The following is a 21,737-nucleotide window of genomic DNA, read 5'->3' on the forward strand; positions in this document are numbered from 1 at the left end:
ACCCCCTTGTTGCCACATTATGGCAACAAGGGCTCAGGCCTCCAACGTGGCGCGGGCCACCGTGACGACCGCGTCGATCGCGCTGTCCAGGTCGCCGCTCGGCATCAGCAGGTGGCTCAGCGCGAGCCGCACGGTCGTCTCCGCCGTGAGCCGCACGTGCCTGCCGGGGAAGTGCTCGGTGAGGTGCCGCTCGACCACCTCGGTCGCGTGGAACAGCACGGGATGGCCGCGAATCGTGAGGAACGGCAACAGGTCCTCGGCGTCCTGCCCGGTCAGCATGGCGGAGACCAGCCGGTCCTTCTCGGTCTGCTCGAAGGTGAAGCGGAACGCCGACCGCATCGCCTGCCACGGGTCGGGGTCCTGCTTCAGCAGCGTGACGATTCCCGAGAGGTACTCCTCGGTCCGGTGGGCCGCGACGGCTTGGACGAGCCCCTCCTTGTTGCCGAACTCGTTGTAGACGGTCTGCCTGCTCACGCCCGCGCGGGTAGCGACCTCGATCATGCGCAGGCCGTGGAACCCGTGTGCGGCCAACAGGTCAGCGGCCGCGTCCAACAAGAGCTCGGTGATGTCGCTCACGCTCCCAGCTTTACACAGATACCGGTTTTGTACAGCCGTAGAGTTGGGTTTTGTGCCGTTCACCGTGGGCTTCGACCTCGACATGACCCTCATCGACCCGAGGCCGGGCATGGCCGCAGTGCTCAACGAGGTGGGCGCCCGCACGGGGCACGACCTGGACGGCGAGCACTTCGCGGCGAACCTCGGCCCGCCCCTCGACATGATCTACCGCGACATGGGCGTGCCCGAGGAGGAGATCCCGGACCTGATCACGCTGTTCCGCGGGCTCTACCCGGACGTCGTGATCCCCGCGACCGTCGCGCTGCCGGGCGCGGCCGAGGCGTTGGACTGCGTGCGCGAGCTGGGCGGCCAGACCATGGTCGTCACCGGCAAGTACCGCAAGAACGCCGCGCTGCACCTCGACGCCCTGGGCTGGGACGTCGACCACCTCTACGGCGAACTGTGGTCGACGGGCAAGGCCGAGTCGCTCAAGCTGCACGGCGCGGCGATCTACGTCGGTGACCACGTCGGCGACATGCGCGGGGCCGAGGCCGCCGGAGCGTTGGGCGTCGGTGTGGTGACCGGGCCGTGCAGCCGTGCTGAGCTGGCCGAAGCCGGCGCCGCGGTTGTGCTGGAGGACCTGCGCGAGTTCCCGGAGTGGCTCAGGACTTCTTCTGGCGTGCTTTCCTGATCACCGCGATGATCCCGAGCCCCAGCCCGACGGCCGGCAGGTAGGTGGCGGCGACGTTCAGCCACACCGGCAGGTCGCTGTGGCCGGTGGCGAAGAGCACGAAGACCGCGATGATCGCCAGCACGCCAACGGCGAACAGGCCGACAGCCAGCGGCAACATCCTCGAAGCGGTCATAAGAGCAGGGTAGTCGCGCTAACGGAGGTGCCTTACCCAAGGTCTTCTGGCTAGTCTGGTGAGACGCGTCCTGGGTACGCCCTGGGCGCGTTCGTTGTGCAGATGCAAGGGAATGGTGAGCGCGGTGCCGACCGGCAAGGTCAAGTGGTACGACACGGAGAAGGGCTTCGGATTCGTCACGCAGGACGGTGGCGAGGACGTCTACGTCCGCAAAGCGGCGTTGCCTCCGGGTGTCACCGGTTTGAAGGCCGGCCAGCGCATCGAGTTCGGCATGGCGGAAGGCCGCCGCGGCCCGCAGGCGCTGTCCGTGCGCCTGATCGACCCGCAGCCGTCCGTCGCCGAGGCGCGCCGCCGTCCCGCGGAGGAACTGCACGGCCTGATCGAGGACATGATCAAGCTTCTCGAGAACAAGGTGCAGCCCGACCTGCGCCGGGGCCGCTACCCGTCGGACAAGAAGAACATGAAGCTCATCGCCGAGGTCGTCCGGGCGGTGGCGCGGGACCTCGATCCGTAAAAAGATCGTCCGCATGTCTGATGCGGACCGGATCGTCGAGTTCCTGTACGAAGTCGGCCAGCTCAAACGCCTGCCCAGGGCGGGGTGGCTCTTCGCCGGGGTGCAGCACCCCGAGTCGGTGGCCGCCCATTCGTTCCGGGTGGGCGTTTTGGCGTACGCGATCGCCGTCCAGGAGGGTGCGGACCCGGACCGGGCGGCGACCCTCGGCTTGTTCCACGACGTGCCGGAAGCGCGGATCGGCGACATCCCGTACGTCGGCAAGCTCTACCTCGACGTCAAGATGTCGCCGGAAGAGGTCGCGAGGGACCAGGTTCAGCACCTGCCCGCGCCGCTGGCCGCGCACATCGAGGCGTTGGTCGCCGAGCACGAGTCGGCCAAGGACATCGATCACACGCCGGAAGCGCGCTGCTCCCGTGACGCCGACAAGCTGGAACTCCTGCTGCAGGCGCGGGAGTACCAGGCCGCCGGCGTCACGAAGATGGACCGGTTCATCCACACCATGCAGGCGTCGGTGGTCACCGACACCGGCAAGGCCTTGATGGACAGCGCTTTGCGGATCGTCCCCAGCGAGTGGTGGGAGGCGTTCGGCAAGCGTTAGTGAACGACGTCGACGACCCAGGACCCGCGCATCAGCGGCTGACCGGTCTCCAGCACCGCGCCGGCCGCCTCGTGCACCTCGATGCGCAGCAGCTGGTCGTTCTGGTTCGGCACGGCGAGGGTGTAGGAGAAGTTCTCGCCCTTGCCGAGCAACGGCGAGGAGCAGCCCTCCTGCACGCGGGCGGCGTTCTCGTACACGCACACGACCTCCCAGAGGCCGTCCGCGAGCTGGCCGTCCACCGAGATCTGCACGACCTTGCCCGCCGGCACCTTCAACGTGCCGGGGGCGTTCTTCTCGGCGCACTTGTCGCCGGTGACGTCGCAGTAGATCGTCGGCTCGAGGCGGATGGTCTTGCCGTTCGCGTAGAACGTGACCTCGGGATCGTGCTGCGGCAGCGCGCAGCCGGTCAGCACGAGGACGCTGGCGGCCAGTACAGAAGCAAGTCGACGCACGTCAGGCAGCCTACGGGGTGGCTGGAACGTGCCTGCGGACGAGCCTGTGCAACGACGTGCCGTTGCGGTACAGCCAGGTCTGGGTGAGGCCGAGCGCCAGCAACCCGGCCAGCACCAGGAAGCCGACCCAGAACGTGGGCGGCAGCAGCACACCCAGTGCGCCGCCGAAGACCCACGCGAGCTGCAGGATCGTCTCGGAGCGGCCGAACGCCGACGCGCGCGACTCCTCCGGCAGGTCGTCCTGGATCACCGCGTCCAGGCTGATCTTGGCCAGCGACGACGCCGTGGCGCCCAGCAGGCCGACGATCGCCGCGGTGACCAGACCGGGCAGCGCGGCGGCCACGATCGTCGCGGCGAGCGCGGTGCCGACGCAGGCGAGGATCACCTCGTCGGGCTTGCCGAAGTGCAGGCGCGCACCGATCGCGTTGCCGAGGAAGCTGCCCGCACCGGCGGCGCCCGCGATCACGCCGAGCAGCAACAGTTGTTCGAACGCGTCGCCCTCGGTCTGCGCGCGTACGACGAAGGCGGCGAACAGGGTCAGGAACCCGGTCAGCATGCGGATGGAACCGGTGCCCCACAACGCCACCACGATGTGCCGGGAAATGCGTTGCTTGGCGGGCCTGGGCGTGAGCGTCGCGGGAACCTCGCCCTCGGTCACCTCGACCCACGCCGGGATGCGCATGCAGAAGATCGCGTTCACCAGGCACAGGGCGGCGGTGAACCACAACGCGCCCGGCGAGCCGAAGAGCTTCGCGAAGCCTGCCGCGAACGCACCGAACACCGCACCTGCCGCGAGCCCGAAGACGGTCATGCGCGCGTTGGTCTTGGAGAGCGTGATCTCCGGCGGCAGCACCCGTGGCGTGATCGCGGACTTGAGCACGGTGAACGACTTGCTCAGCACCATGCTGCCCAGCGCGGCCGGGTACAGCAGCCAGTTGTCGAAGTTCAGCGCCATCACGATCGACAGCACGATCCGCAGCACGCACGAGGCGGCCAGGGCGAGCCGCCGGCCGCGTTGGATCTTGTCCAGCAACGGCCCGATCACCGGCGCGATCAACGCGAACGGCGCGACCGTGATCAGCAGGTAGAGCGCGACCTTGGACTTGGACTCCGCGGTCGCGGCACTGAAGAACAGCGTGTTCGCCAGCGCGACGGCCATCGCGGCATCGGCGGCGTAGTTCATCATCACCGCGTAGGTGACCGAAGACATGCCGGACTTCTTGGCGCCGTCGGCGTGGGCCGCGCGCCGGAACATCGCAACGGCTTGCTGCGAGATCTGCTTGCTGCGGAACCAGGCGACGCGCGTGACGGTGAGCTTCTTGGGCGGTTTCGGCGTCGGGGTCGTCTGCTGATCTTGATTCGGCAGCGGCCGGGTCTGCTGGGGGCGCTTCGGCGGAGGCTGGAAACCGTGCTCGGACGTGGTCTCGCGGCGCGGCCGCGGCTGGTACTCGTCGTCCTGCCACGGGTAGCGCTTCGGAGTCGGCTGGTCACTCCACCCGCGGTCGCCCGTCACACCGTCAATCCTGCCCCATTCAGTTGAAGCGCACTCGGAAGATGGTCGGCCAGTTCTTGCCTGTGACCATGAACTCGTTGGTTCCGGGGACGTGCGCGATGCCGTTCAGCACGTCCACGTTGCCGGAGGGCTTGAGCGACGACAGGTCGTAGGTGTTCATGACCTGACCGTTGGCGGGGTCGATGCGGACGATCTCGTCCGACTTCCAGACGTTCGCCCAGACCTTGCCGGCGACGCACTCCAGTTCGTTGAGCTGGGTGAGCGGCTTGCCGTCGCGGGTGACCTGCACGCTGCCGGTCTCCTTGAACGACTTCGGGTCGCGGAACGCCAACTTCGCGCTGCCGTCGCTCATGATCAGGCGCTGGCCGTCGTCGCAGATGCCCCAGCCCTCGCCGTCGTAGCTCACCCGGCGGACCTCGTTCAGCGTCTTGCGGTCGCGTTCGATGGCCACGCCGTTGCGCCACGTGATCTGCCAGATGGTGTCGCCGACGACCGTGATGCCCTCGCCGAAGAAGTCCGGCGGCAGGTCGACCTTCTTCTGCACGTTGCCGCTCGACGGGTCGAGCGCGCGCATCGTCGACTGGCCCTCCAGACCCGTGCCCTCGTAGAGGACGCCGTCTACCAGTTCCAACCCCTGGGTGAACGCCGACGTGTCGTGCGGGATCTTTTGCAGGACTTCTACCTGCGGTTTTGCTTCTTGCTGTGTCGAGCAGGCGGCCAGAGCCACCGCGAGGACCAGCCAGACGGGTGAGCGCACCCCACGGAGGGTGGCACGAGTTTTCGTCCCGGCGAAGACCTGCGGCACAATTCACCACGTGAACGCCACGCAACTGCTCGCCGACGCCGTTGACCTCGCCCGCGAAGCCGCGCAGGACGAAGCCGGGTTGGAACGCGTCGGCGCTCACGTGGGGGTGCTCGGCGAGGACGAGTACTCCGTCACGCACCTGTTCGAGGCCGAGCACGCCGGCTACCGCGGCTGGAACTGGGCCGTGACCGTCGCCTACGCGGGCGAGGGCACGCCGGTGTCGGTCAGCGAGGTCGTGCTGCTGCCCGGCCAGGACGCGCTGGTCGCGCCCGAGTGGGTGCCGTGGAGCCAGCGGGTCCGTGCCGGCGACCTGGGCGTCGGCGACCTGCTGCCGCCCCGCGAGAACGACCCGCGCCTGGTCGAGGCGTACGTGCAGTCCGACGACCCGGCGATCGAGGAGGTCGCGCTGGAGATCGGCCTCGGCCGTCAGCGCGTGCTGTCCCGCGAGGGCCGCCTGGACGCCGCCGACCGCTGGGTGTCCTCCGACTTCGGCCCGCGCTCCGACATGGCCCGCAGCGCCCCCGCGCACTGCGGCACGTGCGGCTTCTACACCCGCATCGCCGGTGCGTTCGGTGCCGCGTTCGGCATCTGCGCGAACGAGATCGCTCCCGCCGACGGCCACGTCGTGCACGTCGAGTACGGCTGCGGCGCGCACTCCCAGGTCGAGGTGGAGATGGGCTCGCTCGTGCCGGTCGCCGACCTGGTCTACGACGACGCGCAGCTGGAAGTTCTGGACGTTTCCGAGTGACCGACCCGTTCGGGACCGAGGCCCTGCGCACCTCGGTCCTCGCCGCATGGCGTGGTTCGCCCACCCGCTTCCGCGAAGACGCGAACGCCGAGGAAGACCTCCGGCTCGGTGGCTACCGGGACCGCCTGCTCGTCGAGCTCGCTCAGAACGCGGCCGACGCGGCCGGTTCTACGCCGGGTGTGTTGAGGATCACTCTGGTCGATGGCGAGCTGCGTGCCGCCAACACCGGTGCTCCGCTGACCGCTGCCGGTGTCGCCGCGCTGGCTTCGCTGCGTGCCTCGGCCAAGGAGTCCGGCGTCGGGCAGTTCGGTGTCGGGTTCGCGGCCGTGCTGGCCGTGACCGACGCGCCGCGGGTCGTTTCGGTGTCGGGCGGCGTGGAGTTCTCCGCCTCTCGGACACGTGCCGAGGTGCCGGAGCTGGCCTCCGAGCGCGGCGGCGACGTGCCGGTGCTGCGTCTGGTCTGGCCGTGCGCGGAAGAGGTTCCCGAAGGCTTCACGACCGAGGTCCGGCTGCCGCTCAAGGTCGACCTGTCGCTCGACGACCTGGCCGCCGAGGTCCCCGACCTGCTCATGGCGCTGCCCGGGTTGCGGCGCATCGAGCTCGGCTCCCAGTCCTGGGAACGCTTCGTCACCGCCGACGGCGTGGTCACCATCGGCTCGACCCGCTGGCTGCTCGAGCAGGCCACCGGTGAACTGCCCGGCGACCTCGTCCAGGGCGTCGAGCACCGTCCGGAGTGGACGGTCACGTGGGCGTACCCGCTCGACTCCGCGCTGGGCGAGGACGTGCTGCACGCGCCGACGCCGACCGACGAACGCCTGTCGTTGCCCGCTCGGTTGATCGCGACCCTGCCGGTCGAACCGTCGCGTCGCCGGGTGCTGCCGGGTCCGGCGGCGTGGTCGGTGCTGGACGCCGCCGCTGCTCTGTACCCGTCTCTGGTGGCGCGGGTGCCGGCCGTCGAACGCACCGCGCTGGTGCCGTTGCCGGGCTTCCCGCTGTCCGAAGTGGACGATCGGCTGCGCACGGCGGTGCTGCGCTCGTTGCGCGCCGCTTCCTGGCTGCCGCTCGCGTCCGGTGAGTGGATCGCTCCTGCTCGCGCACGCGTCCTTGACGTCGGCTCTGAGGAACTCGTCGAGCTCGTCGAGGACGCACTGCCCGGTCTGCTGGACGCCGAGCTGTCCGCGCCGGTGCACGCGAAGGCGTTGGCAGCGCTGGAAGTCCCGCGCGTCTCGACCGCCGAGGTGGTCGCCGCGCTGGCCGGTGTCGACGGCGACCCCGGCTGGTGGCGCGACGTCTACGCGGCCTTCGAGCCGCTGGCCGAGGTCGACCCGGACGTCCGCGAGGCGCTGCAGTCGCTGCCCGTGCCGCTGGCCGACGGCCGCACGGTCACCGGCCCGCGCACTGTTCTGATCGCCGACGAACCGTTGCCCGGCCTGCGCGTCGTGCACCCGGACGCCGTGCATCCCTTGCTGGTCCGTCTCGGCGCCGTCGAGGCGGGCGCTTCCGAACTGCTGGCAGACCCGTCGCTGCGCGAGAACGTGGCGCGGTCGCTGGACGACGCCGAGGCCGGGCTCGACCCGGACGAGCTGATCGAGACCGTGCTGCGCCTGGTGGACCGAGCTGCTCTGCGCGCCGGCGAGGAGCCCTGGCTGGGTGCGCTGGCGCTGCCCGACGCGTCCGGCGAGTGGCATCGTGCCGACGAGCTGCTGCTGCCCGACTCTGCTCTTGTCGGTGTCGTCGAGGCTGACGCGTTTCCGGTGCTGTCCAAGGAGATCGCCGATACGTACCCGCGTGCCGCACTGGTCGCGGTGGGCGTGGTCGACACGTTCTCCGTAGTGATCGACGACGAGCCGTCGGGGCCGGACCACGACCTGCCGGACGAGTCCACGTGGTGGTCGTCCATGCCGGACGAGCCTCGCCGCGTGGTGGCTGTTCGCGACCTGGACCTGGTCGCCGACTGGCCCGCGGCGCTGCGGTTGCTGGCTTCGGATCCGGTCACCTGGCGCGCGGTCACCGAGCCCGACGGCTACACGGGCTGGTGGATCGCGCGGCACGCCTCGCTGGCCGGCAAGGCGCCGCGCGAGTACCGGCTTCCTGATGCCGCGCTGCTGGACGGGCTCTTCGACGCGGTGCCCGATCTCGAGCTGCCTGAACACGTTCTGCGTGCGGCCGGCGTTCGGTCCCGGTTGGAGATCTGGGACGACGACGATGCCGAGTTCGTGTTGGAGCGGCTGGGGGATGCTGACCGGGCCATCGCCGACGCGGTGGTGTTGCGGGCTTACGCGGCCTTGCCGGAAGGGGATTTTGCGCCGCCCGACCGGGTTCGCGTGCTCTCCGGTGAGGTAGTGGCTGCGGACTCCGTTGTGGTGCTCGACCATCCGTGGCTGCTCGGGGTGGTGCCTGCTGCTCGGGTGTTGCTGGCTGATGGGTCTGAGGAGCTGGCCGACCTGTTGGATCTGGCGCTGGCTTCTGAGGAGTTCGACGGGTCGCCTGACCATGTTGGTGAGGTTGTGTCCTGGCGGGACCTCGGGGCGGTTCGGATGGCTTGTGAGCTGCTCGAGGTCGCGCTGCCTGATGGGGTGGTCGTGGTGCACGACTCGCTGGTGGTTGATGGGCAGCGGGTTGAGTGGTGGATGGCTGATGGGGTGCCGCATGCCGCGGACACTCCAGAGGGGCTGGCTCGGGCGTTGGCTTGGGTGACTGAGCGGTGGGAGGACCGGCACACGTTCGCCGCCCTGATCACCGATCCGACGGCTGCAACTCTGCTGGGCTGACCGGTTCCGCTGTTCGTCTGCGCAGGCGCGGCTTTCCGATGTCGCCGCGCCGCACCAGGATGATCCACGCGGTCACCGTCACCAGCACCGACACGACGCCGCCGACGATGATCGGCGCACGCCCGTTGATCTCCCCGAGCCAGCCCATCAACGGCCCGCCCACCGGGTTGCCGCCCAAGAAGACGAGCATGTAGACCCCCATGACCCGGCCGCGCATCTCCGGCTCGACCGCAAGCTGGATGGTCGCGTTGGCCGTGGTGTTGAAGGTCATCATCGCGACGCCCACCGGGATCATCATCAGGCCGGTCAGCAGCATCGTCGGCATCAGCCCGGACACGATCTCCAGCAGTCCGAACACGACACCGGCCCCGATGAACACGCTCATCCGCGGCGTCTTCCGGCGAGCCGCCCACGTCGCGCCCGCGAAGGTGCCTACTGCGATCAGAGTGGAGAGCAGGCCGTAGGCATCGGCATCGCCGCCGAACACGTTGCGAGCCATGATCGCCAGCGTCATGTAGAAGTTCATGCCGAACGTGGCGATGAAGAAGACGAGCAGCATCACGGTCAGCAGGTCGGGGCGGCCGCGGACGTAGCGCAGGCCGGAGAGCAGCTGGCCCTTTTCGCGCGGCACCGGGTCCGAGCGCAACAACTGGGAAGTGCGCATCAGCCAAATGCCAAGAACCACGCCCACGAAGCTGATGGCGTTGGCCAGGAAGACCCAGCCCGTGCCGATGGCCACGATGGTCACGCCCGCGATGGCCGGGCCGACGATGCGGGCCAGGTTGAACATCATCGAGTTGATGGCGACGGCGTTGGTCAGCGACTCGCGGCCGACCATTTCCACGACGAAGGATTGGCGTACGGGCGTTTCCACGGCCGAGAAGCAGCCGAGCAGGAAGCAGAGCACGAAGACGTGCCAGAGCTCCACGACGCCGGTGACGTCCAGCAGGCCCAGCACCAGAGCGCAGATGCCCAGTGCGGATTCCAGCCACAGCAACAACTTGCGCTTGTCCATGCGGTCGGCGAGCACGCCGCCCCACATGGAGAACAGCAGCACGGGCAAGAACTGCAGGGAGGCGGCGATGCCGAGCGCGACGGGGGAGTTGGTCAGTTCCAGGACCAGCCAGTCCTGGGCCACGCGCTGCATCCAGACGCCGACCAGCGAGATGATCTGGCCGGAGGCGTAGAGGCGGTAGTTGTATATGCCTAACGATCCGAACATGCGGGTAGGGCGAGGTGGCGAACTGTCCGTTCCACCACCCGCGTAACCCGCCACGTCGTTACTGCCCCGCCATCCTGTCGATGATCTCGGCGGCCTGGGAGAGCAACGCCCGTTCGTCCGGGTCCAGCTCTGCCAGCCGCTTGTCCAGCCACGCCTCGCGCGCGGTGATCTCGTCTTCCAGGTACGACAAGCCTTCGCCGGTCAGCTCGACGATGGCTTGACGGCCGTCGGTGGGGTGCGGGCTGCGCGTCGCGAAGCCGAACTCCTCCAGGGCTGCGATCACGCGCGTCATCGACGGCGGCTGCACGCCTTCCTTGGCCGCCAGTTCGCCTGGCGTGAGCGGTCCGCACTTGTGGAGAGTGGAGAGAGCGGAGACCTGCGTCAGCGACACCGACGAGTTGGTGCGCTGCGCCCGCAGGCGACGGTTGAGGCGGACCACGGCAAGCCTGAGCTTGCTCGCCAGTCCGTGCTGTTCGGTCGCCACGTAGTTAGCATACCTCACGAAATAGTTTCCTGCCGAAAGATCAGTTCAGCAGGCTCTGGATCGGTCCCAGTGCGAAGTAGACGACGAAAGCCGCGGCCACGACCCACATCAACGGGTGGACGCCGCGCGCTCGGCCGGTGAGAGCCCTGAGCAGCACGTAGCTCACGAAGCCCGCGCCGATGCCGTTCGCGATCGAGTAGGTGAACGGCATGACGACGATGGTGAGGAACGCCGGGAGCGCCACGGTGAAGTCGCTGAAGTCGATCTCGCGGATCTGCATCATCATCAGTGCGCCGACGATCACCAGCGCGGGAGCGGCGGCCTCGATCGGGATGACCTGGTAGAGCGGCGTGAAGAACATCGCCAGCAGGAAGAGCACGCCGGTCACGACGTTCGCGAGGCCCGTGCGGGCGCCTTCGGCGATGCCGGACGCGGATTCGATGTAGACGGTGTTCGACGAGCTGGACGCGGCACCGCCGGCCACGGCGCCGAGGCCGTCCACGAAGAGCGCCTTGCTGACGTTCGGCAGCTGGCCGTCCTCGTCGATCAGGTCCCCTTCCTTGCCGAGACCGGTCATCGTGCCGACGGTGTCGAAGAAGTCGGTGAGCACGAGCGTGAAGACGATCAACGCGGCCGCGAGCGCGGGGAGCCTGGTCCACGCGCCGAACGACACGTCGCCCAGCAGCGACAGGTCCGGCACGTCGAACACCTTGTCCGGCAGGGCGGGGTAGCCGAGGTTCCAGCCCCTGGCGTTGGTGCCCGCCGACGGACCGGCCTTGACGATCGCCTCCAGCACGATCGCGAAGATCGCCGTGGCCACGATGCCGATCAGGATGGCGCCCTTGACCCTGCGCGCGAACAGCACGCCGGTGACCACGAGCCCGACCACGAACACGAGCGTCGGCCAGCTGGCGATCGACCCGTTGATGCCGAGCCCGACCGGCACCGTGGTGTTGGCGGCGTCCGGCAACCGGCGCACGAACCCGGCGTCGACCAGGCCGATGAACGTGATGAACAGACCGATGCCGACCGCGATCGCGGCTTTCAGCTCGTTCGGCACGGCGTTGAAGACGGCGGTCCGCACACCCGTGACGACCAGGAGCAGCACGACCAGGCCGTTGACGAGGACGAGCCCCATCGCCTCTGGCCAGCTGACTTTCGCGGCCACGCTGACCGCCACGAACGAGTTGATGCCGAGACCGGTCGCGAGCGCGAACGGGTAGTTCGCGATCAGTCCGAAGAGGATGGTCATGACGCCGGCCACCAGCGCGGTGACCGCGGCGACCTGGCCGACCGGGAGGATGTTGCCCAGCACGTCCGGGTGCGCGCCCGGCCCCGTCGGCGCGAAGCTGCCGATGATCAGCGGGTTCAGCACCACGATGTAGGCCATCGTGAAGAAGGTCACGACGCCGCCGCGCAATTCGCGCGCCACGGTCGACCCGCGCTCCGAAATCTTGAAGAACCCGTCCAGCATCTGGTCTCCTAACGATGTGTCCGAACGCGACTCCGCCCCACACCCGCCGCCGCTGCCGCATCGGCTGGCCGACCCCGTGCCCGTCGTACTGGGTGGAACCGCGCTGTGGTTCCTCGGTTTTTTCGTGGTGCTCGTCGTCGACCGCTCGAACAGCACGCTGCTCTGGACGACCTTGTCCGGCGGTCTGCTCGGGATCATCGGCTACGGAGTGTTCTACTGGCAACGCCGGGCCGCGAGGCGAGGGTCACGTACCGCGCAGCAGGGCCTCGACGACGCCTAGTCGCGCATGATCGCCGTCACCGACTGGGTCCGGTTGCTGATCGTCTGCGTCCTCTTCACAGTCGCCGCAGGAGCGATCGCCTGGGCCACGGGCCTCACCACCCCGAAGCCGTTCCTCAAGGCGGCAGCGCGAGCCGTCGTGCAACTCGCCGCGGTCAGCGCCGTGATCACGTTCGTGCTGCGGCACCTGGGCCTCACCGGAGCCTTCCTCGCGCTGATGGCGATCGTGGCCACGGCGACGTCGGCGCGGCGCACCGAAACGGGCCGGCATGGCGTCTGGGTCGCAGCGGCCATCCTGATCGGGTCCGTGCCCGCGCTCGGCCTGCTGATCGGCACCGGCCTGCTCCCGGTCGAGGGCATTGCGCTGATCCCGGTCGGCGGCATCCTGATCGGCGGCGCGATGACCGCGACCACCCTGTCGGTCAGGAGGGCACTCGACACGCTCCGGGAACGCCACGGCGAGTACGAGGCCGCGTTGGCGCTCGGCTTCCTGGACTCGCAGGCGGCGCGGTTCCTCGTCCGGAAGCCGGCCGCCGAGGCGTTGCTGCCGCCCCTCGACCAGACCAGGACGGTCGGCCTTGTCACTCTTCCGGGTGCTTTTGTCGGAATGCTCCTCGGAGGGGCTCCCGTTTGGGAGGCCGGCGCACTACAACTCGTGGTCCTGCTCGCTTTGCTCGCGGTGGAGGTGGCCGCGGTCGCCACGGTGGTCGAGCTGGTCGCGAGGGGTTTGATCAGGAGGGCTTCCCAAGGAAGCGAAGTTAGGCTAACCTAAGTCTCGTCGCTTCGTGGTGGGAGCGGCAGTCAGTTCGGGAACGGACGAGGCCCCCGCTCTGGGCAGAGCGGGGGCCTCGTCGTGTTCAGCGGGCGGGCAGCTTTGTCGGAGCACCCACCGCCGAAGTCAGAGCTGCAGACCGTTCTGGCCGGCCCTGGCCGCCTCGAAGCGCGCGGCGACGTCCTCCCAGTTGACGACGTTCCACAGCGCCGAGATGTAATCGGCCTTCAGGTTGCGGTACTGCAGGTAGTACGCGTGCTCCCAGATGTCGAACGCGAGCAGCGGCGTGGTCGCGATCGACAGGTTCGAGTGGTGATCCTTGAGCTGCAACGTGACCAGCTTCTGGCCGATCGGCTCCCACGCGAGGATGCCCCAGCCGGAGCCCTGGATGGACGACGCGGCGGCGTTGAGCTGACCGCGGAACTTGTCGAACGAACCGAAGTGCTCGTCGATGGCCGCCGCGAGCTCGCCGACCGGTTTGTCGCCGCCGTTCGGGCTGAGGTTCTTCCACCACACCTGGTGCAGCGCGTGACCGGCCAGGTGGAACGCCAGCGTCGTCTCCAGGCCGACGATGCCCCCGAAGTTCGCACGCTCGCGGGCTTCCTCGATCTGCTCGAGCGTGTCGTTCGCGCCCTTCACGTATGCCGCGTGGTGCTTGCCGTGATGCAGCTCGTTGATCTCGCCGATGATCGCCGGCTCGAGGTCGCCGTAGTCGTAGTCGAGATCCGGCAGCACGTACTGGGCCATGACGTCTCCCCATTTGCAAACTCTTGGTACTTGCAACTTACTAGCAACAAGGTCGAGTAAACCAGTTGCCGCGGCACGTACCGTCGAAGCGTGTCCGTGCTGACAGCCAGGAACATTTCGCTGTCGTTCGGTCCGAGGACCGTGATCTCGGAGGTTGATCTCGATGTTTCGCCTGGTGACCGCGTCGGCCTGATCGCCCCCAACGGCGTCGGCAAGTCCACGTTGCTCCGGTTGCTCTCCGGTGAGCTGCAGCCGGAAACCGGCGCTGTCTCGAGCACCGGGACCGTCGCGCACCTGACGCAGGAGACCCTCCACGTGACTGGAGAGTCGCTGCGCGAGCACCTCGCGCGCCGCACCGGCGTCGCCGCGGCCGAGGACTGGTTGCAACGAGCCGCCGAAGCGCTCGGCGAGGGCGGCGGCGAGGACTACCCGGACGCGCTCGACCACTGGACCGCCATCGGTGCCGGCGACTTCGGCGAACGCGCGGACGCGGTGTGCGAACGCCTTGGCCTGCAAGCCGATCTGCTCGACGGGCGGGCGTCCGACGAGCTGTCCGGCGGGCAGCAGGCGCGGCTCAGGCTCGCTGCGGTGCTGCTGACCCGTGCGGACGTGCTGCTGCTCGACGAGCCGACGAACGATCTCGACGCCACCGGGCTCGACCTCCTGGAGAACCACGTCCTGGGGTATCCGGGCGCGATCGTGCTGGTGAGCCACGACCGGGAGTTCCTGGCGCGCACCACCACCGCGATCGCCGAGCTCGACGAGTTCTCGCACCGGCTCACCGTGTTCGGCGGCGGCTGGGACGCGTACGTGGAGGAGAAGGCGAACGCGGAACGCCGCGCGCAGGAGGAGTACGAGACGTACGCGGGCAAGCGCGACGCGTTGGTGCAGCGCAGCCGGCAGGTCAAGGAGTGGTCGCGGCAGGGTGTGCGACGGGCCGGCAGTGCCAAGGCGCGTAACGACGAGCCGGACAAGAACGTCCGGGCCGGCCGCAAGCAGGGCGCGGAGAACCTGATGGCCAAAGCGTCCGTTGTGGACCGTCAGCTGGCGCGGCTGGAGGAGGTCGAGGAACCGCGCGAGGCGTGGCAGTTGCGGCTGACGCTGCCGTCGGCCGGGCGGGGCAGTTCGGTCGCGTTCACGTTGCGGCAGGCCGTGGTCAGCCGCGGCGACGTGACGCTCGGGCCGATCGACCTCACGATCGGCGCGGGCGAGCGGTGGCGGATCACCGGGCCCAACGGCTCGGGCAAGTCGACGTTGCTAGGTGCGCTGCTCGGCCGCATCCCGCTCGTCGAGGGCGATCGCTCGATCGGGCCTGGCGTGGTGGTCGGTGAGGTCGACCAGCTGCGGGCCGAGTTCGCCAGCGACCTGCCGGCGTTGCGGATCGTGGCCGACGCGACCGGGCTGCCGGACGTCGAGGTGCGCACGTTGCTCGCGAAGTTCCGGCTCGGCGCGGACAGCGTGCTGCGGCCGGCGCGGGAGCTCTCACCGGGTGAACGGACGCGCGCGGGGTTGGCCTTGCTGCAAGCGCGCGGCACGACTTGTTTGGTGCTGGACGAACCGACGAACCATTTGGATTTGCCGGCTATCGAACAGCTGGAACAAGCCCTGGAGACGTACGGAGGAACGTTGCTGCTGGTCACGCACGATCGGCGGCTCGCATCGGCCGTGCGGGTGGATCACGAGATCAACGTGCGCGACCTCCTCACGTTTCCTCGTGTCAAGGGTGGAAGATATGGGGCATGACCACCGAGGAGGACTGGCCGGTCGAACAGACCTGGTCGATGCGCAACACCCACTGGCACGCCTATGTGGAGCACACATCGCTCGACCACGCTTCCCCTCGCCAGGTCCGGCTCGAGCGCACGCCGGAAGAGGTGCTGACCTCGCCGGCCGAGGTGGCGGCGTGGCTGGAGGTCAACCTCCGCAGTGCCACGCGGCCGGAGGAGACCGGGAAGAAGCGCGTGAAGGACGAGCGCGACTTCACCGACTCGAACCGCGTGCACGCGTCGCTGGCCTCGCGCGGTGAGTCGATCTACACGGGCGTGAAGGGCGAGCTGACGCTGGCGGTCGAGGCCGTGACGCCGGACGAGTGCCGAACTTCCCACGACGGTGCGGACGTCGCGCCCCTGAAGTCGGGCCGCCGCCGCTAGATTGACCCCCAGCTTGGTGCTCTGGGGGAGTTCTGTGAAACGTCTGCTGCCCGTTCTGGGTGCGCTCGCGCTTGTCGGTGCCGTTGTCGCGGTGGTGGTGTGGCAACGGCCGTCGGCAGCGCCTCCGGCACGCCCTGCGCTGTAGGACTTCGCGCTGCAGTACGCGGACGGATCAGGCGGGGGTGCCGGACCTGGTCGTGATCGACGACAAGCCGAAGAAGCTGCTCGTGGGTGAGGGCGGTGGCCTCCCGGTCCCGGCAGTCGCGCTGGGCGGGGACCAGGCCGTGATGCGTCCGCTCGACCTGACGACGGTGTATGCGACGTTCGCGGCGGGTGGGGTGCGGCACAAGACGCACTTCGTCACCAGGGTGTCCGGCGAGGACGGCAAGGTGCTGTACCAGGCGACCGAGAACGCCTCGTCCGCTTTCCACCCCGACCGCGCGCAGAGCAAGGCGATACACCGGCCGCATGGCGATCACCGTTCTGGTCGACGACGTGAAGGCGTCGCAACCGGTGGAGGACGACGGCCTGTCCCAGACCATCTGGCAGAAGTTCGCTGAACACGTCTAGACGGCGCCGCTACATTCAGTGCTCAGGGGTTTCACTCTGGGGGATCGATGAAGCGTTTGCTGCCCGTTCTGGGCGCGCTGGTTCTGGTGGCCGCCGTCATCGCGGTGGTGGTGTTGCAACGGCCCGACACCAAGGCCGCAGTGCCGCCGTCTGGGGACGTCGTGCTGCAGTACACCGACGGCACGCAGCTCTGGCGCGTGGGCCAACCGGAGACACCGCTGGTCAGGCAGGTGGCGGCAGAGCTCTTCGCGAAGGCGAGGATGACGCTGGACCAGCTCCGCGAGAGCGGTGGCGCCATTGTCGTCACGACGATCGACCCGAAGGTGCAGTCCGCTGCGGCGGAGGCGATCCGGGCCGTGGCGGCCGGGCAACCGGCGTCGTTGCGGTACTCGCTCACCGCTGTTGATCCGAACAACGGCTCCATCAGGGCTTACGCGCCGGGTGACGACCCGGCCGTGGACTACGCAGGTGGCGTGTTGAAGGAGCCGGGACCGGCGTTCTTCCCGTTCAACGTCGTCGCGGTGCTGCAGGCGGGCAAGACGCTCGACGTGCGCGAGGCCTTGTTGAAGTCGGACAACGCCGTGATGTCGGACCTGGTGAAGGACGTCGGGATCAAGCCGGTCATCACTGCTGCGCGCCAGGCCGGAGTGCCGGAGGCGGTGGACATCGACGGCAAGAAGGCCGTGCTCCTGGTCGGTGAGGCGGGAGTGGCGGTGGGCGGGAGCGAGGCCAGGATGCGGCCGCTCGACCTGGCCGCGAGCTACGCGACGTTCGCCGCGGAAGGCACGCGCCACGACGCGCACTTCGTCACGCACATCACCAACGTCAACGGCGAGACGCTGTACCGGGCGATCCGCGCGGCCAAGCCCGCGTTCGACGTGGATCCGTTGCGCAGCAAGGACATCGCGAACCAGATCACGGCTGCGCTGGAGAACGACCCCGTGTGCGGCGACCGCTCGTGGTCGTCGAGCAGCACGTGCCGGCACGGCGAGTGGCGGCCGGACGGGCAGGAGCAGGTCTCGCACGCCTGGATGGTCGCCTACAACCCGCAGATCTCGGTGGCGGCGTTCGTCGGCAGCGACCAGGCGAGCACGCCGGCGGTCGACCGGGAGGGCAGGGCCGTCGTGGGTGCCGCGCTGCCGAAGGACCTGTGGACCGCGCTTGAGGAGAAGATGAAGCGGTGGTGAGACGTTCGCTGCCGGTGCTGGGTGCGCTGGTGCTCGTTGCGGGAGTCATTGGATACGTGGTGTGGCAACGGCCTGGGCCGCCGCCTCCGCAACCCGTGGTGCCGAAGGAAGTCGTGCTGCAGTACGCCGACGGCTCCAGGCTGTGGAGCACCACTGACGGACGGCCTCGCGGCCTGGTCGTGAAGCGCGTGCTCGAGGACCTGGCAGCGGCGTCGCTGCCGTTGGACTCACTGGTGGCCACCGGTGGGGTGGTTCGCACGACGATCGACGCGCGGGCTCAGTCGGTAGCGGCCGCGGTCCTCGGCCGGCTGGTCGCACCGAAGAGGGCGTACGACCCGATGAATCCGGACGACCGGCAGGACGACAAGGTCGACGCGGCAGTCACGGCGATCGATCCCGTCTCGGGCGGTGTGCGGGTGTACTTTCCCGGCTTCAGCTGGAACCACGACCTGGCGGGTGGGGTGTCGAAGGAGCCGGCTCCCGGACTGTTCGAGCCGCTCGCTCTGGTGCAGGACAGGGGGAAGGCTCCGGTGACGCCGCTCGACGTGACCGCGGCTTACGCCACCGTTGCCGGGGGAGGTGTGGAGCGCAAGCCGCATCTCATCACGTGGGTCACGGCCGCGGACGGTTCGTCGCGGTACCGGGCGGCCGACGCTGCGAGGCCCGTTGTGGGCCCGCACGTCGCGGACCGGATCACCGCCGCGTTGAAGGAGAAGCCCGTCTGCAACGGCGTCGCGTGCGTGTCCGGCGTTTCGCCGTGGATGGTGGGTTACACGCCGCAGCTCGCCGTCTCGGTGTACCTGGAGAAGGCCGGCGCTAATGACGCCGACCTTCCCAGGGTGATCTGGCAGGAGTTCCTGGCCGAGCTCGCTGGTTGATCCGCCGGCTCACCCGACGTGCCAGGTGTGCACCGGTTCGCCCGCGTGCATCAGCTCCATGTACCGCTTGAGCATGCCGGAGAGGGCGGCGTCTCGCGACATGCCGCGTTCCTCAAGCAGCGCAACGGTTTCCCTCTGCCACGACGACCCGGTGCGCCGGGCGAGGCAGCGCTGCTCGATCACGCCGAGGTAGCGCTCGCGGGCCTCGTCGGAGACACCGCAGTCGCGCAGGCCCTCGTGCGCCATCGGCAGCAGGCGGCGCAGCACCAGCTCGTCCGGCGGGATCCAGCCGATGCCCGGCCAGTACAGCTGGGCGTTCATGCCGTGCCTGGCGCCGGTGTAGAGGTTCTCCTCGGCCGCCTGGAACGACATCTGCGTCCACAGTGGACGTTCCTGGCCGGTGAGGGCGCGCTGGGTGCCGTAGAAGAAGGCGGCGTTGGCCATCGTGTCGAGCACCGTGGGTCCCGCGGGCAGCACGCGGTTCTCCACGCGCAGGTGCGGCACACCGTCGACGACGTCGTAAACCGGGCGGTTCCACCGCCAGATCGTGCCGTTGTGCAGGCGCAGCTCGGAAAGACGAGGCGCGCCACCGGCTTCGAGGGTCTCGATCGGGTCCTCGTCGTCGGTTTCCGGCAGCAGACTGGGGAAGTAGCGCACGTTCTCCTCGAACAGGTCGAAGATCGACGTGATCCACCGTTCACCGAACCACACGCGCGGACGGACGCCCTGGTTCTTCAGCTCGTCCGGACGGGTGTCGGTGGCCTGCTCGAACAGCGGGATGCGGGTCTCGTGCCAGAGCGCTTTGCCCAGCAGGAAAGCCGAGTTCGCGGCGATCGCGACCTGCACGCCGGCCAGGCACTGGGCGGCGTTCCAGTGCGCGGCGAAGTACGTCGGCTCGACCTGCAGGTGCAGCTGCACCGAAGTGCAGGCGGCCTCGGGGAGAATCGAATCCGCGTAGGTGAGGAGCTTCTCCGGCGTCTTGCCCGGCATCGCCGGACCTTCCATGTGCAGCACCATTTCCTCGCCGCGGGCCGCGAAGATGGTGTCGTTGAGGAGCGCGTACCGCGGGCTCTCGGAGAGCCACTTCCGGTCGAAGTGCCGCTCCCGCAACGTGGGCAGCACACCGATCATGGCGAGGTTGGCGCCGACGTCGTGGGCCTTCGAGTCCGCGCTGTCGAGCGAGCAGCGCAGTTCCTCTTCCAGGCCAAGCATCTCACCCCCGGCGAGCTCGCGCGGCGGGACGTTGATCTCCAGGTTCTGCTGTCCCAGCTCGAGCGTGTAGGAGGGATCGTCGATCTTCTCGAGCACCTCCGAGTTCGCCATCGCCGGCCGCATCGCGTCGTCGACGAGGTTCAGCTCGATCTCGAGCCCCATCTGCCGACGGGGAAAGGAAAACGTGTCTTCGGCCAGCATCGTGGCCAGTGCGTCGAGACTTCGCTGCATCTTCTCGCGATAGCGCTGGCGATCATCTCTGGTGAACGTGCGGCTGGACACTTCGCTTCCCATGCCGCTACCCCTTCGCTCGGCGCCGGTGGGCGCGGGCCAGGCGGAACGCCAAACGTGACACAGCGGAAACCTCCTTTACATCGCCCAAATCGGTGCTCTCTGTCACGTGGAGGTAACAACCAGCGATCATCCGCTGGTCGGGCGTGCGCCGTTCCGCCCTCCGGACTACCTCGCCTGTTCCACATCGGGCCGGATGCGAAACTTCCGGCGTGGCAAAGGTGATCGAGATCAACGACCCGGGTGACCCCCGCCTGGACGACTTCCGTGACCTCTCGACGGCCGACCGCAGGCCAGACCGGCCGGGTGGACGTGGTCTCGTCATCGCCGAGGGCGTAGTGGTGGTGGAACGTCTGCTGGCTTCGCCGTACCCGGTGCGCGGGCTGCTCGGGGTGCGGCGCCGGATCGAGGCGCTTGACCTTTCTGACCTGGACGTTCCCGCTTACGTGACGTCAGCTGAGGTTATGGCGTCGGTCGTCGGGTTCCACTTGAACCGGGGTGTACTGGCCGCCGCCGACCGCGCCCCTGCGGTGTCGCTCGAGTCGTTGATGGCGGACGCCCGTCGCCTGGCAGTGCTGGAGGGCGTGGGCGACCACGAGAACCTGGGCTCGATCTTCCGCAACGCCGCGGCCCTGGGCGTCGACGGCGTCGTGCTGGGCCCCGGCTGCAGCGACCCGCTGTATCGACGCAGTGTGCGGGTCTCGATGGGCCACGTGCTGCGCGTGCCGTTCGCTACCACGGATGAGTGGCCTGCGGCGCTGAACATGTTGCGGCACAAGGGGTTCACAGTTGCCGCTCTGACCCCGCGCGCCTCTGCCCTGCATCTTGCAGATGCGGGTTTGCGCGGGCGTCGCGTGGCGGTGCTGCTGGGGTCCGAGGGGCCTGGGCTGACCGAGGAGGCCATTGCCGCCGCCGACGTGGCCGTGCGGATTCCCATGTCGTCCGGGGTGGACTCGTTGAACGTGGCCACCGCGGGGGCGGTGGCGTTCTACGCGCTGCTCTAGTTGCGTTTAGAGCAGGGTGAGGATGAGGGCGAGCCAGGCGACGAGCACGCCCGTGACCACGCCGTATGCGACCCAGCGCCACACCGGCACCTTGCGTCCCAGCCACACGCTCGGGGCCAGGCCGCCGACCACCAGCACGTTCGCGACGAGCGCCAGCCAGCTGCTGGTTTCGCCGAGGCCCAGCGAGAGCGAGACCACGGTGAACGTGACGATCGAGGCGGTGATGAAGCTGACCGTCAGTCCGGTTCCCCACGGGGTCGGCTCCGGCGGCTCCGGTTCGGGGGTCGTTTTGGGTGTTTTGGGTGTTTCGTCATGCTCTTTCGGTGCTTCGACGCTGACCAGCTCCCCGCTGACCGGGTCGGTGTACTGCACCGGGGCGTTCATGGCGGCCGCGATCCGGCCGGCGAGCTGCTTGCCTCTGCGGGCGACCAACGCACTGGCCACGCCGTCCGCGGGCGTCTCGGTGCGCACGACCGCGTCGGCCACCTTCGCCCACTCGTGCAGCGCCTCGGCCAGGTCGGCGCCGAGGGGCAAGCTGTGCGGGTCGACCTCGCGCTCACCGGACTCGTCGTTCCCGGCGAGCACGGCGCGGCCGTCCCGGACTCGCAACTCCACTTGCCCCCTCCTCGGTCTTGCTGGGCCTCG

Annotated in this window: 24 protein-coding genes; 13 read left to right on the forward strand and 11 right to left on the reverse strand. The window is 68.8% G+C overall.

Annotated elements, in window-relative coordinates; all coding sequences use genetic code 11:
* Positions 1-33 precede the first annotated feature (33 nt).
* Complete coding sequence (locus DI276_RS31805; protein ID WP_198681037.1) at positions 34-576, reverse strand: TetR/AcrR family transcriptional regulator; 543 nt, start codon at positions 574-576, stop codon at positions 34-36.
* A 52-nt stretch (positions 577-628) separates the two neighbouring features.
* On the opposite strand from DI276_RS31805, the gene DI276_RS31810 reads away from it, so the two are divergent.
* Positions 629-1,246 (forward strand): HAD family hydrolase, encoded by a 618-nt coding sequence (locus DI276_RS31810; protein WP_112271354.1) that lies wholly within the window; start codon positions 629-631, stop codon positions 1,244-1,246.
* Here the strand turns inward: DI276_RS31810 and DI276_RS31815 are convergent.
* The gene (locus DI276_RS31815) at positions 1,218-1,421 is read right to left on the reverse strand and encodes a hypothetical protein (RefSeq protein WP_112270237.1); all 204 of its coding nucleotides are present in this window, start codon (positions 1,419-1,421) and stop codon (positions 1,218-1,220) included. The genes DI276_RS31810 and DI276_RS31815 overlap by 29 nt on opposite strands.
* Before the next feature lie 124 nt (positions 1,422-1,545).
* Between DI276_RS31815 and DI276_RS31820 the strand changes: the two genes are divergently transcribed.
* The gene (locus tag DI276_RS31820; protein WP_112271356.1) at positions 1,546-1,935 is read left to right on the forward strand and encodes a cold-shock protein; all 390 of its coding nucleotides are present in this window, start codon (positions 1,546-1,548) and stop codon (positions 1,933-1,935) included.
* A gap of 13 nt (positions 1,936-1,948) precedes the next feature.
* On the forward strand, positions 1,949-2,533 hold the full coding sequence (locus DI276_RS31825; RefSeq protein ID WP_112270240.1) for an HD domain-containing protein: 585 nt from the start codon (positions 1,949-1,951) through the stop codon (positions 2,531-2,533).
* Here DI276_RS31825 and DI276_RS31830 read toward each other — a convergent pair.
* Genes DI276_RS31830 through DI276_RS31840 form a run of 3 tightly spaced genes read right to left on the reverse strand, consistent with a single transcriptional unit; the run spans position 2,530 to position 5,255 of the window.
* Positions 2,530-2,985: a DUF2771 family protein gene (locus DI276_RS31830; RefSeq protein ID WP_157985065.1), complete on the reverse strand. Its 456-nt coding sequence runs from the start codon at positions 2,983-2,985 to the stop codon at positions 2,530-2,532. The genes DI276_RS31825 and DI276_RS31830 overlap by 4 nt on opposite strands.
* A 10-nt stretch (positions 2,986-2,995) precedes the next feature.
* Complete coding sequence (locus DI276_RS31835; protein ID WP_232837059.1) at positions 2,996-4,498, reverse strand: MFS transporter; 1,503 nt, start codon at positions 4,496-4,498, stop codon at positions 2,996-2,998.
* A gap of 19 nt (positions 4,499-4,517) precedes the next feature.
* Positions 4,518-5,255 carry a glutaminyl-peptide cyclotransferase gene (locus DI276_RS31840; protein WP_112270246.1) on the reverse strand — a complete coding sequence of 246 codons (738 nt, stop codon included), beginning with the start codon at positions 5,253-5,255 and terminating at the stop codon, positions 4,518-4,520.
* Positions 5,256-5,313: 58 nt separating this feature from the next.
* Between DI276_RS31840 and DI276_RS31845 the strand changes: the two genes are divergently transcribed.
* Together DI276_RS31845 and DI276_RS31850 are read left to right on the forward strand one after the other, a co-directional pair.
* Positions 5,314-6,051, forward strand: a complete 738-nt coding sequence (locus tag DI276_RS31845) for a DUF3027 domain-containing protein (protein ID WP_232837060.1) — start codon at positions 5,314-5,316, stop codon at positions 6,049-6,051.
* Positions 6,048-8,822, forward strand: a complete 2,775-nt coding sequence (locus DI276_RS31850; RefSeq protein ID WP_112270249.1) for a sacsin N-terminal ATP-binding-like domain-containing protein — start codon at positions 6,048-6,050, stop codon at positions 8,820-8,822. Before DI276_RS31845 ends, DI276_RS31850 begins: the two co-directional genes overlap by 4 nt.
* On the opposite strand, the gene DI276_RS31855 is transcribed toward DI276_RS31850, so the two are convergent.
* The 3 genes from DI276_RS31855 to DI276_RS31865 are packed head-to-tail and all read right to left on the reverse strand — an operon-like array spanning position 8,788 to position 12,002.
* On the reverse strand, positions 8,788-10,044 hold the full coding sequence (locus DI276_RS31855) for an MFS transporter (RefSeq protein WP_112270259.1): 1,257 nt from the start codon (positions 10,042-10,044) through the stop codon (positions 8,788-8,790). The two genes, DI276_RS31850 and DI276_RS31855, sit on opposite strands and share 35 nt — an antisense overlap.
* Positions 10,045-10,102: 58 nt before the next feature.
* Positions 10,103-10,528, reverse strand: a complete 426-nt coding sequence (locus tag DI276_RS31860) for a MarR family winged helix-turn-helix transcriptional regulator (protein WP_112270261.1) — start codon at positions 10,526-10,528, stop codon at positions 10,103-10,105.
* Between the two features lie 40 nt (positions 10,529-10,568).
* The gene (locus tag DI276_RS31865) at positions 10,569-12,002 is read right to left on the reverse strand and encodes an NCS2 family permease (RefSeq protein WP_112270263.1); all 1,434 of its coding nucleotides are present in this window, start codon (positions 12,000-12,002) and stop codon (positions 10,569-10,571) included.
* 16 nt (positions 12,003-12,018) lie between these two features.
* On the opposite strand from DI276_RS31865, the gene DI276_RS31870 reads away from it, so the two are divergent.
* Both DI276_RS31870 and DI276_RS31875 read left to right on the forward strand, forming a co-directional pair.
* Positions 12,019-12,282: a DUF2530 domain-containing protein gene (locus DI276_RS31870; RefSeq protein ID WP_198681039.1), complete on the forward strand. Its 264-nt coding sequence runs from the start codon at positions 12,019-12,021 to the stop codon at positions 12,280-12,282.
* A 6-nt stretch (positions 12,283-12,288) separates the two neighbouring features.
* A complete protein-coding gene (locus DI276_RS31875) occupies positions 12,289-13,053 on the forward strand; it encodes an ABC transporter permease (protein WP_112270265.1) in 765 nt (254 codons plus the stop codon).
* A 126-nt stretch (positions 13,054-13,179) separates the two neighbouring features.
* Here the strand turns inward: DI276_RS31875 and DI276_RS31880 are convergent, their stop codons facing one another.
* Positions 13,180-13,800 carry a superoxide dismutase gene (locus DI276_RS31880; RefSeq protein ID WP_112270267.1) on the reverse strand — a complete coding sequence of 207 codons (621 nt, stop codon included), beginning with the start codon at positions 13,798-13,800 and terminating at the stop codon, positions 13,180-13,182.
* Positions 13,801-13,890: 90 nt separating this feature from the next.
* Here DI276_RS31880 and DI276_RS31885 point away from each other — a divergent pair, with 90 nt between their 5' ends.
* From DI276_RS31885 to DI276_RS31905, 5 genes are all read left to right on the forward strand, one after another.
* Complete coding sequence (locus DI276_RS31885; protein ID WP_112270269.1) at positions 13,891-15,543, forward strand: ABC-F family ATP-binding cassette domain-containing protein; 1,653 nt, start codon at positions 13,891-13,893, stop codon at positions 15,541-15,543.
* A complete protein-coding gene (locus tag DI276_RS31890) occupies positions 15,540-15,950 on the forward strand; it encodes a hypothetical protein (protein ID WP_045312902.1) in 411 nt (136 codons plus the stop codon). Before DI276_RS31885 ends, DI276_RS31890 begins: the two co-directional genes overlap by 4 nt.
* A 182-nt stretch (positions 15,951-16,132) precedes the next feature.
* Positions 16,133-16,510 (forward strand): hypothetical protein, encoded by a 378-nt coding sequence (locus DI276_RS31895; RefSeq protein WP_112270271.1) that lies wholly within the window; start codon positions 16,133-16,135, stop codon positions 16,508-16,510.
* Between the two features lie 57 nt (positions 16,511-16,567).
* The gene (locus DI276_RS31900; RefSeq protein WP_112270273.1) at positions 16,568-17,707 is read left to right on the forward strand and encodes a penicillin-binding transpeptidase domain-containing protein; all 1,140 of its coding nucleotides are present in this window, start codon (positions 16,568-16,570) and stop codon (positions 17,705-17,707) included.
* Positions 17,704-18,585, forward strand: coding sequence for a hypothetical protein (locus tag DI276_RS31905; protein ID WP_157985066.1), 882 nt, complete (start codon positions 17,704-17,706; stop codon positions 18,583-18,585). The genes DI276_RS31900 and DI276_RS31905 overlap by 4 nt, the downstream gene beginning before the upstream one ends.
* A 9-nt stretch (positions 18,586-18,594) precedes the next feature.
* On the opposite strand, the gene DI276_RS31910 is transcribed toward DI276_RS31905, so the two are convergent.
* Complete coding sequence (locus tag DI276_RS31910) at positions 18,595-20,091, reverse strand: glutamate--cysteine ligase (RefSeq protein WP_112270277.1); 1,497 nt, start codon at positions 20,089-20,091, stop codon at positions 18,595-18,597.
* A gap of 209 nt (positions 20,092-20,300) precedes the next feature.
* Here DI276_RS31910 and DI276_RS31915 point away from each other — a divergent pair, with 209 nt between their 5' ends.
* A complete protein-coding gene (locus tag DI276_RS31915) occupies positions 20,301-21,092 on the forward strand; it encodes a TrmH family RNA methyltransferase (RefSeq protein WP_112270285.1) in 792 nt (263 codons plus the stop codon).
* 6 nt (positions 21,093-21,098) lie between these two features.
* On the opposite strand, the gene DI276_RS31920 is transcribed toward DI276_RS31915, so the two are convergent.
* Positions 21,099-21,707, reverse strand: a complete 609-nt coding sequence (locus DI276_RS31920; RefSeq protein WP_112270287.1) for a DUF2537 domain-containing protein — start codon at positions 21,705-21,707, stop codon at positions 21,099-21,101.
* Between the last annotated feature and the right edge of the window lie 30 nt (positions 21,708-21,737).

The sequence above is a fragment of the Lentzea terrae genome, assembly GCF_003265345.1.
GTDB classification, from domain to species: domain Bacteria; phylum Actinomycetota; class Actinomycetes; order Mycobacteriales; family Pseudonocardiaceae; genus Lentzea; species Lentzea terrae.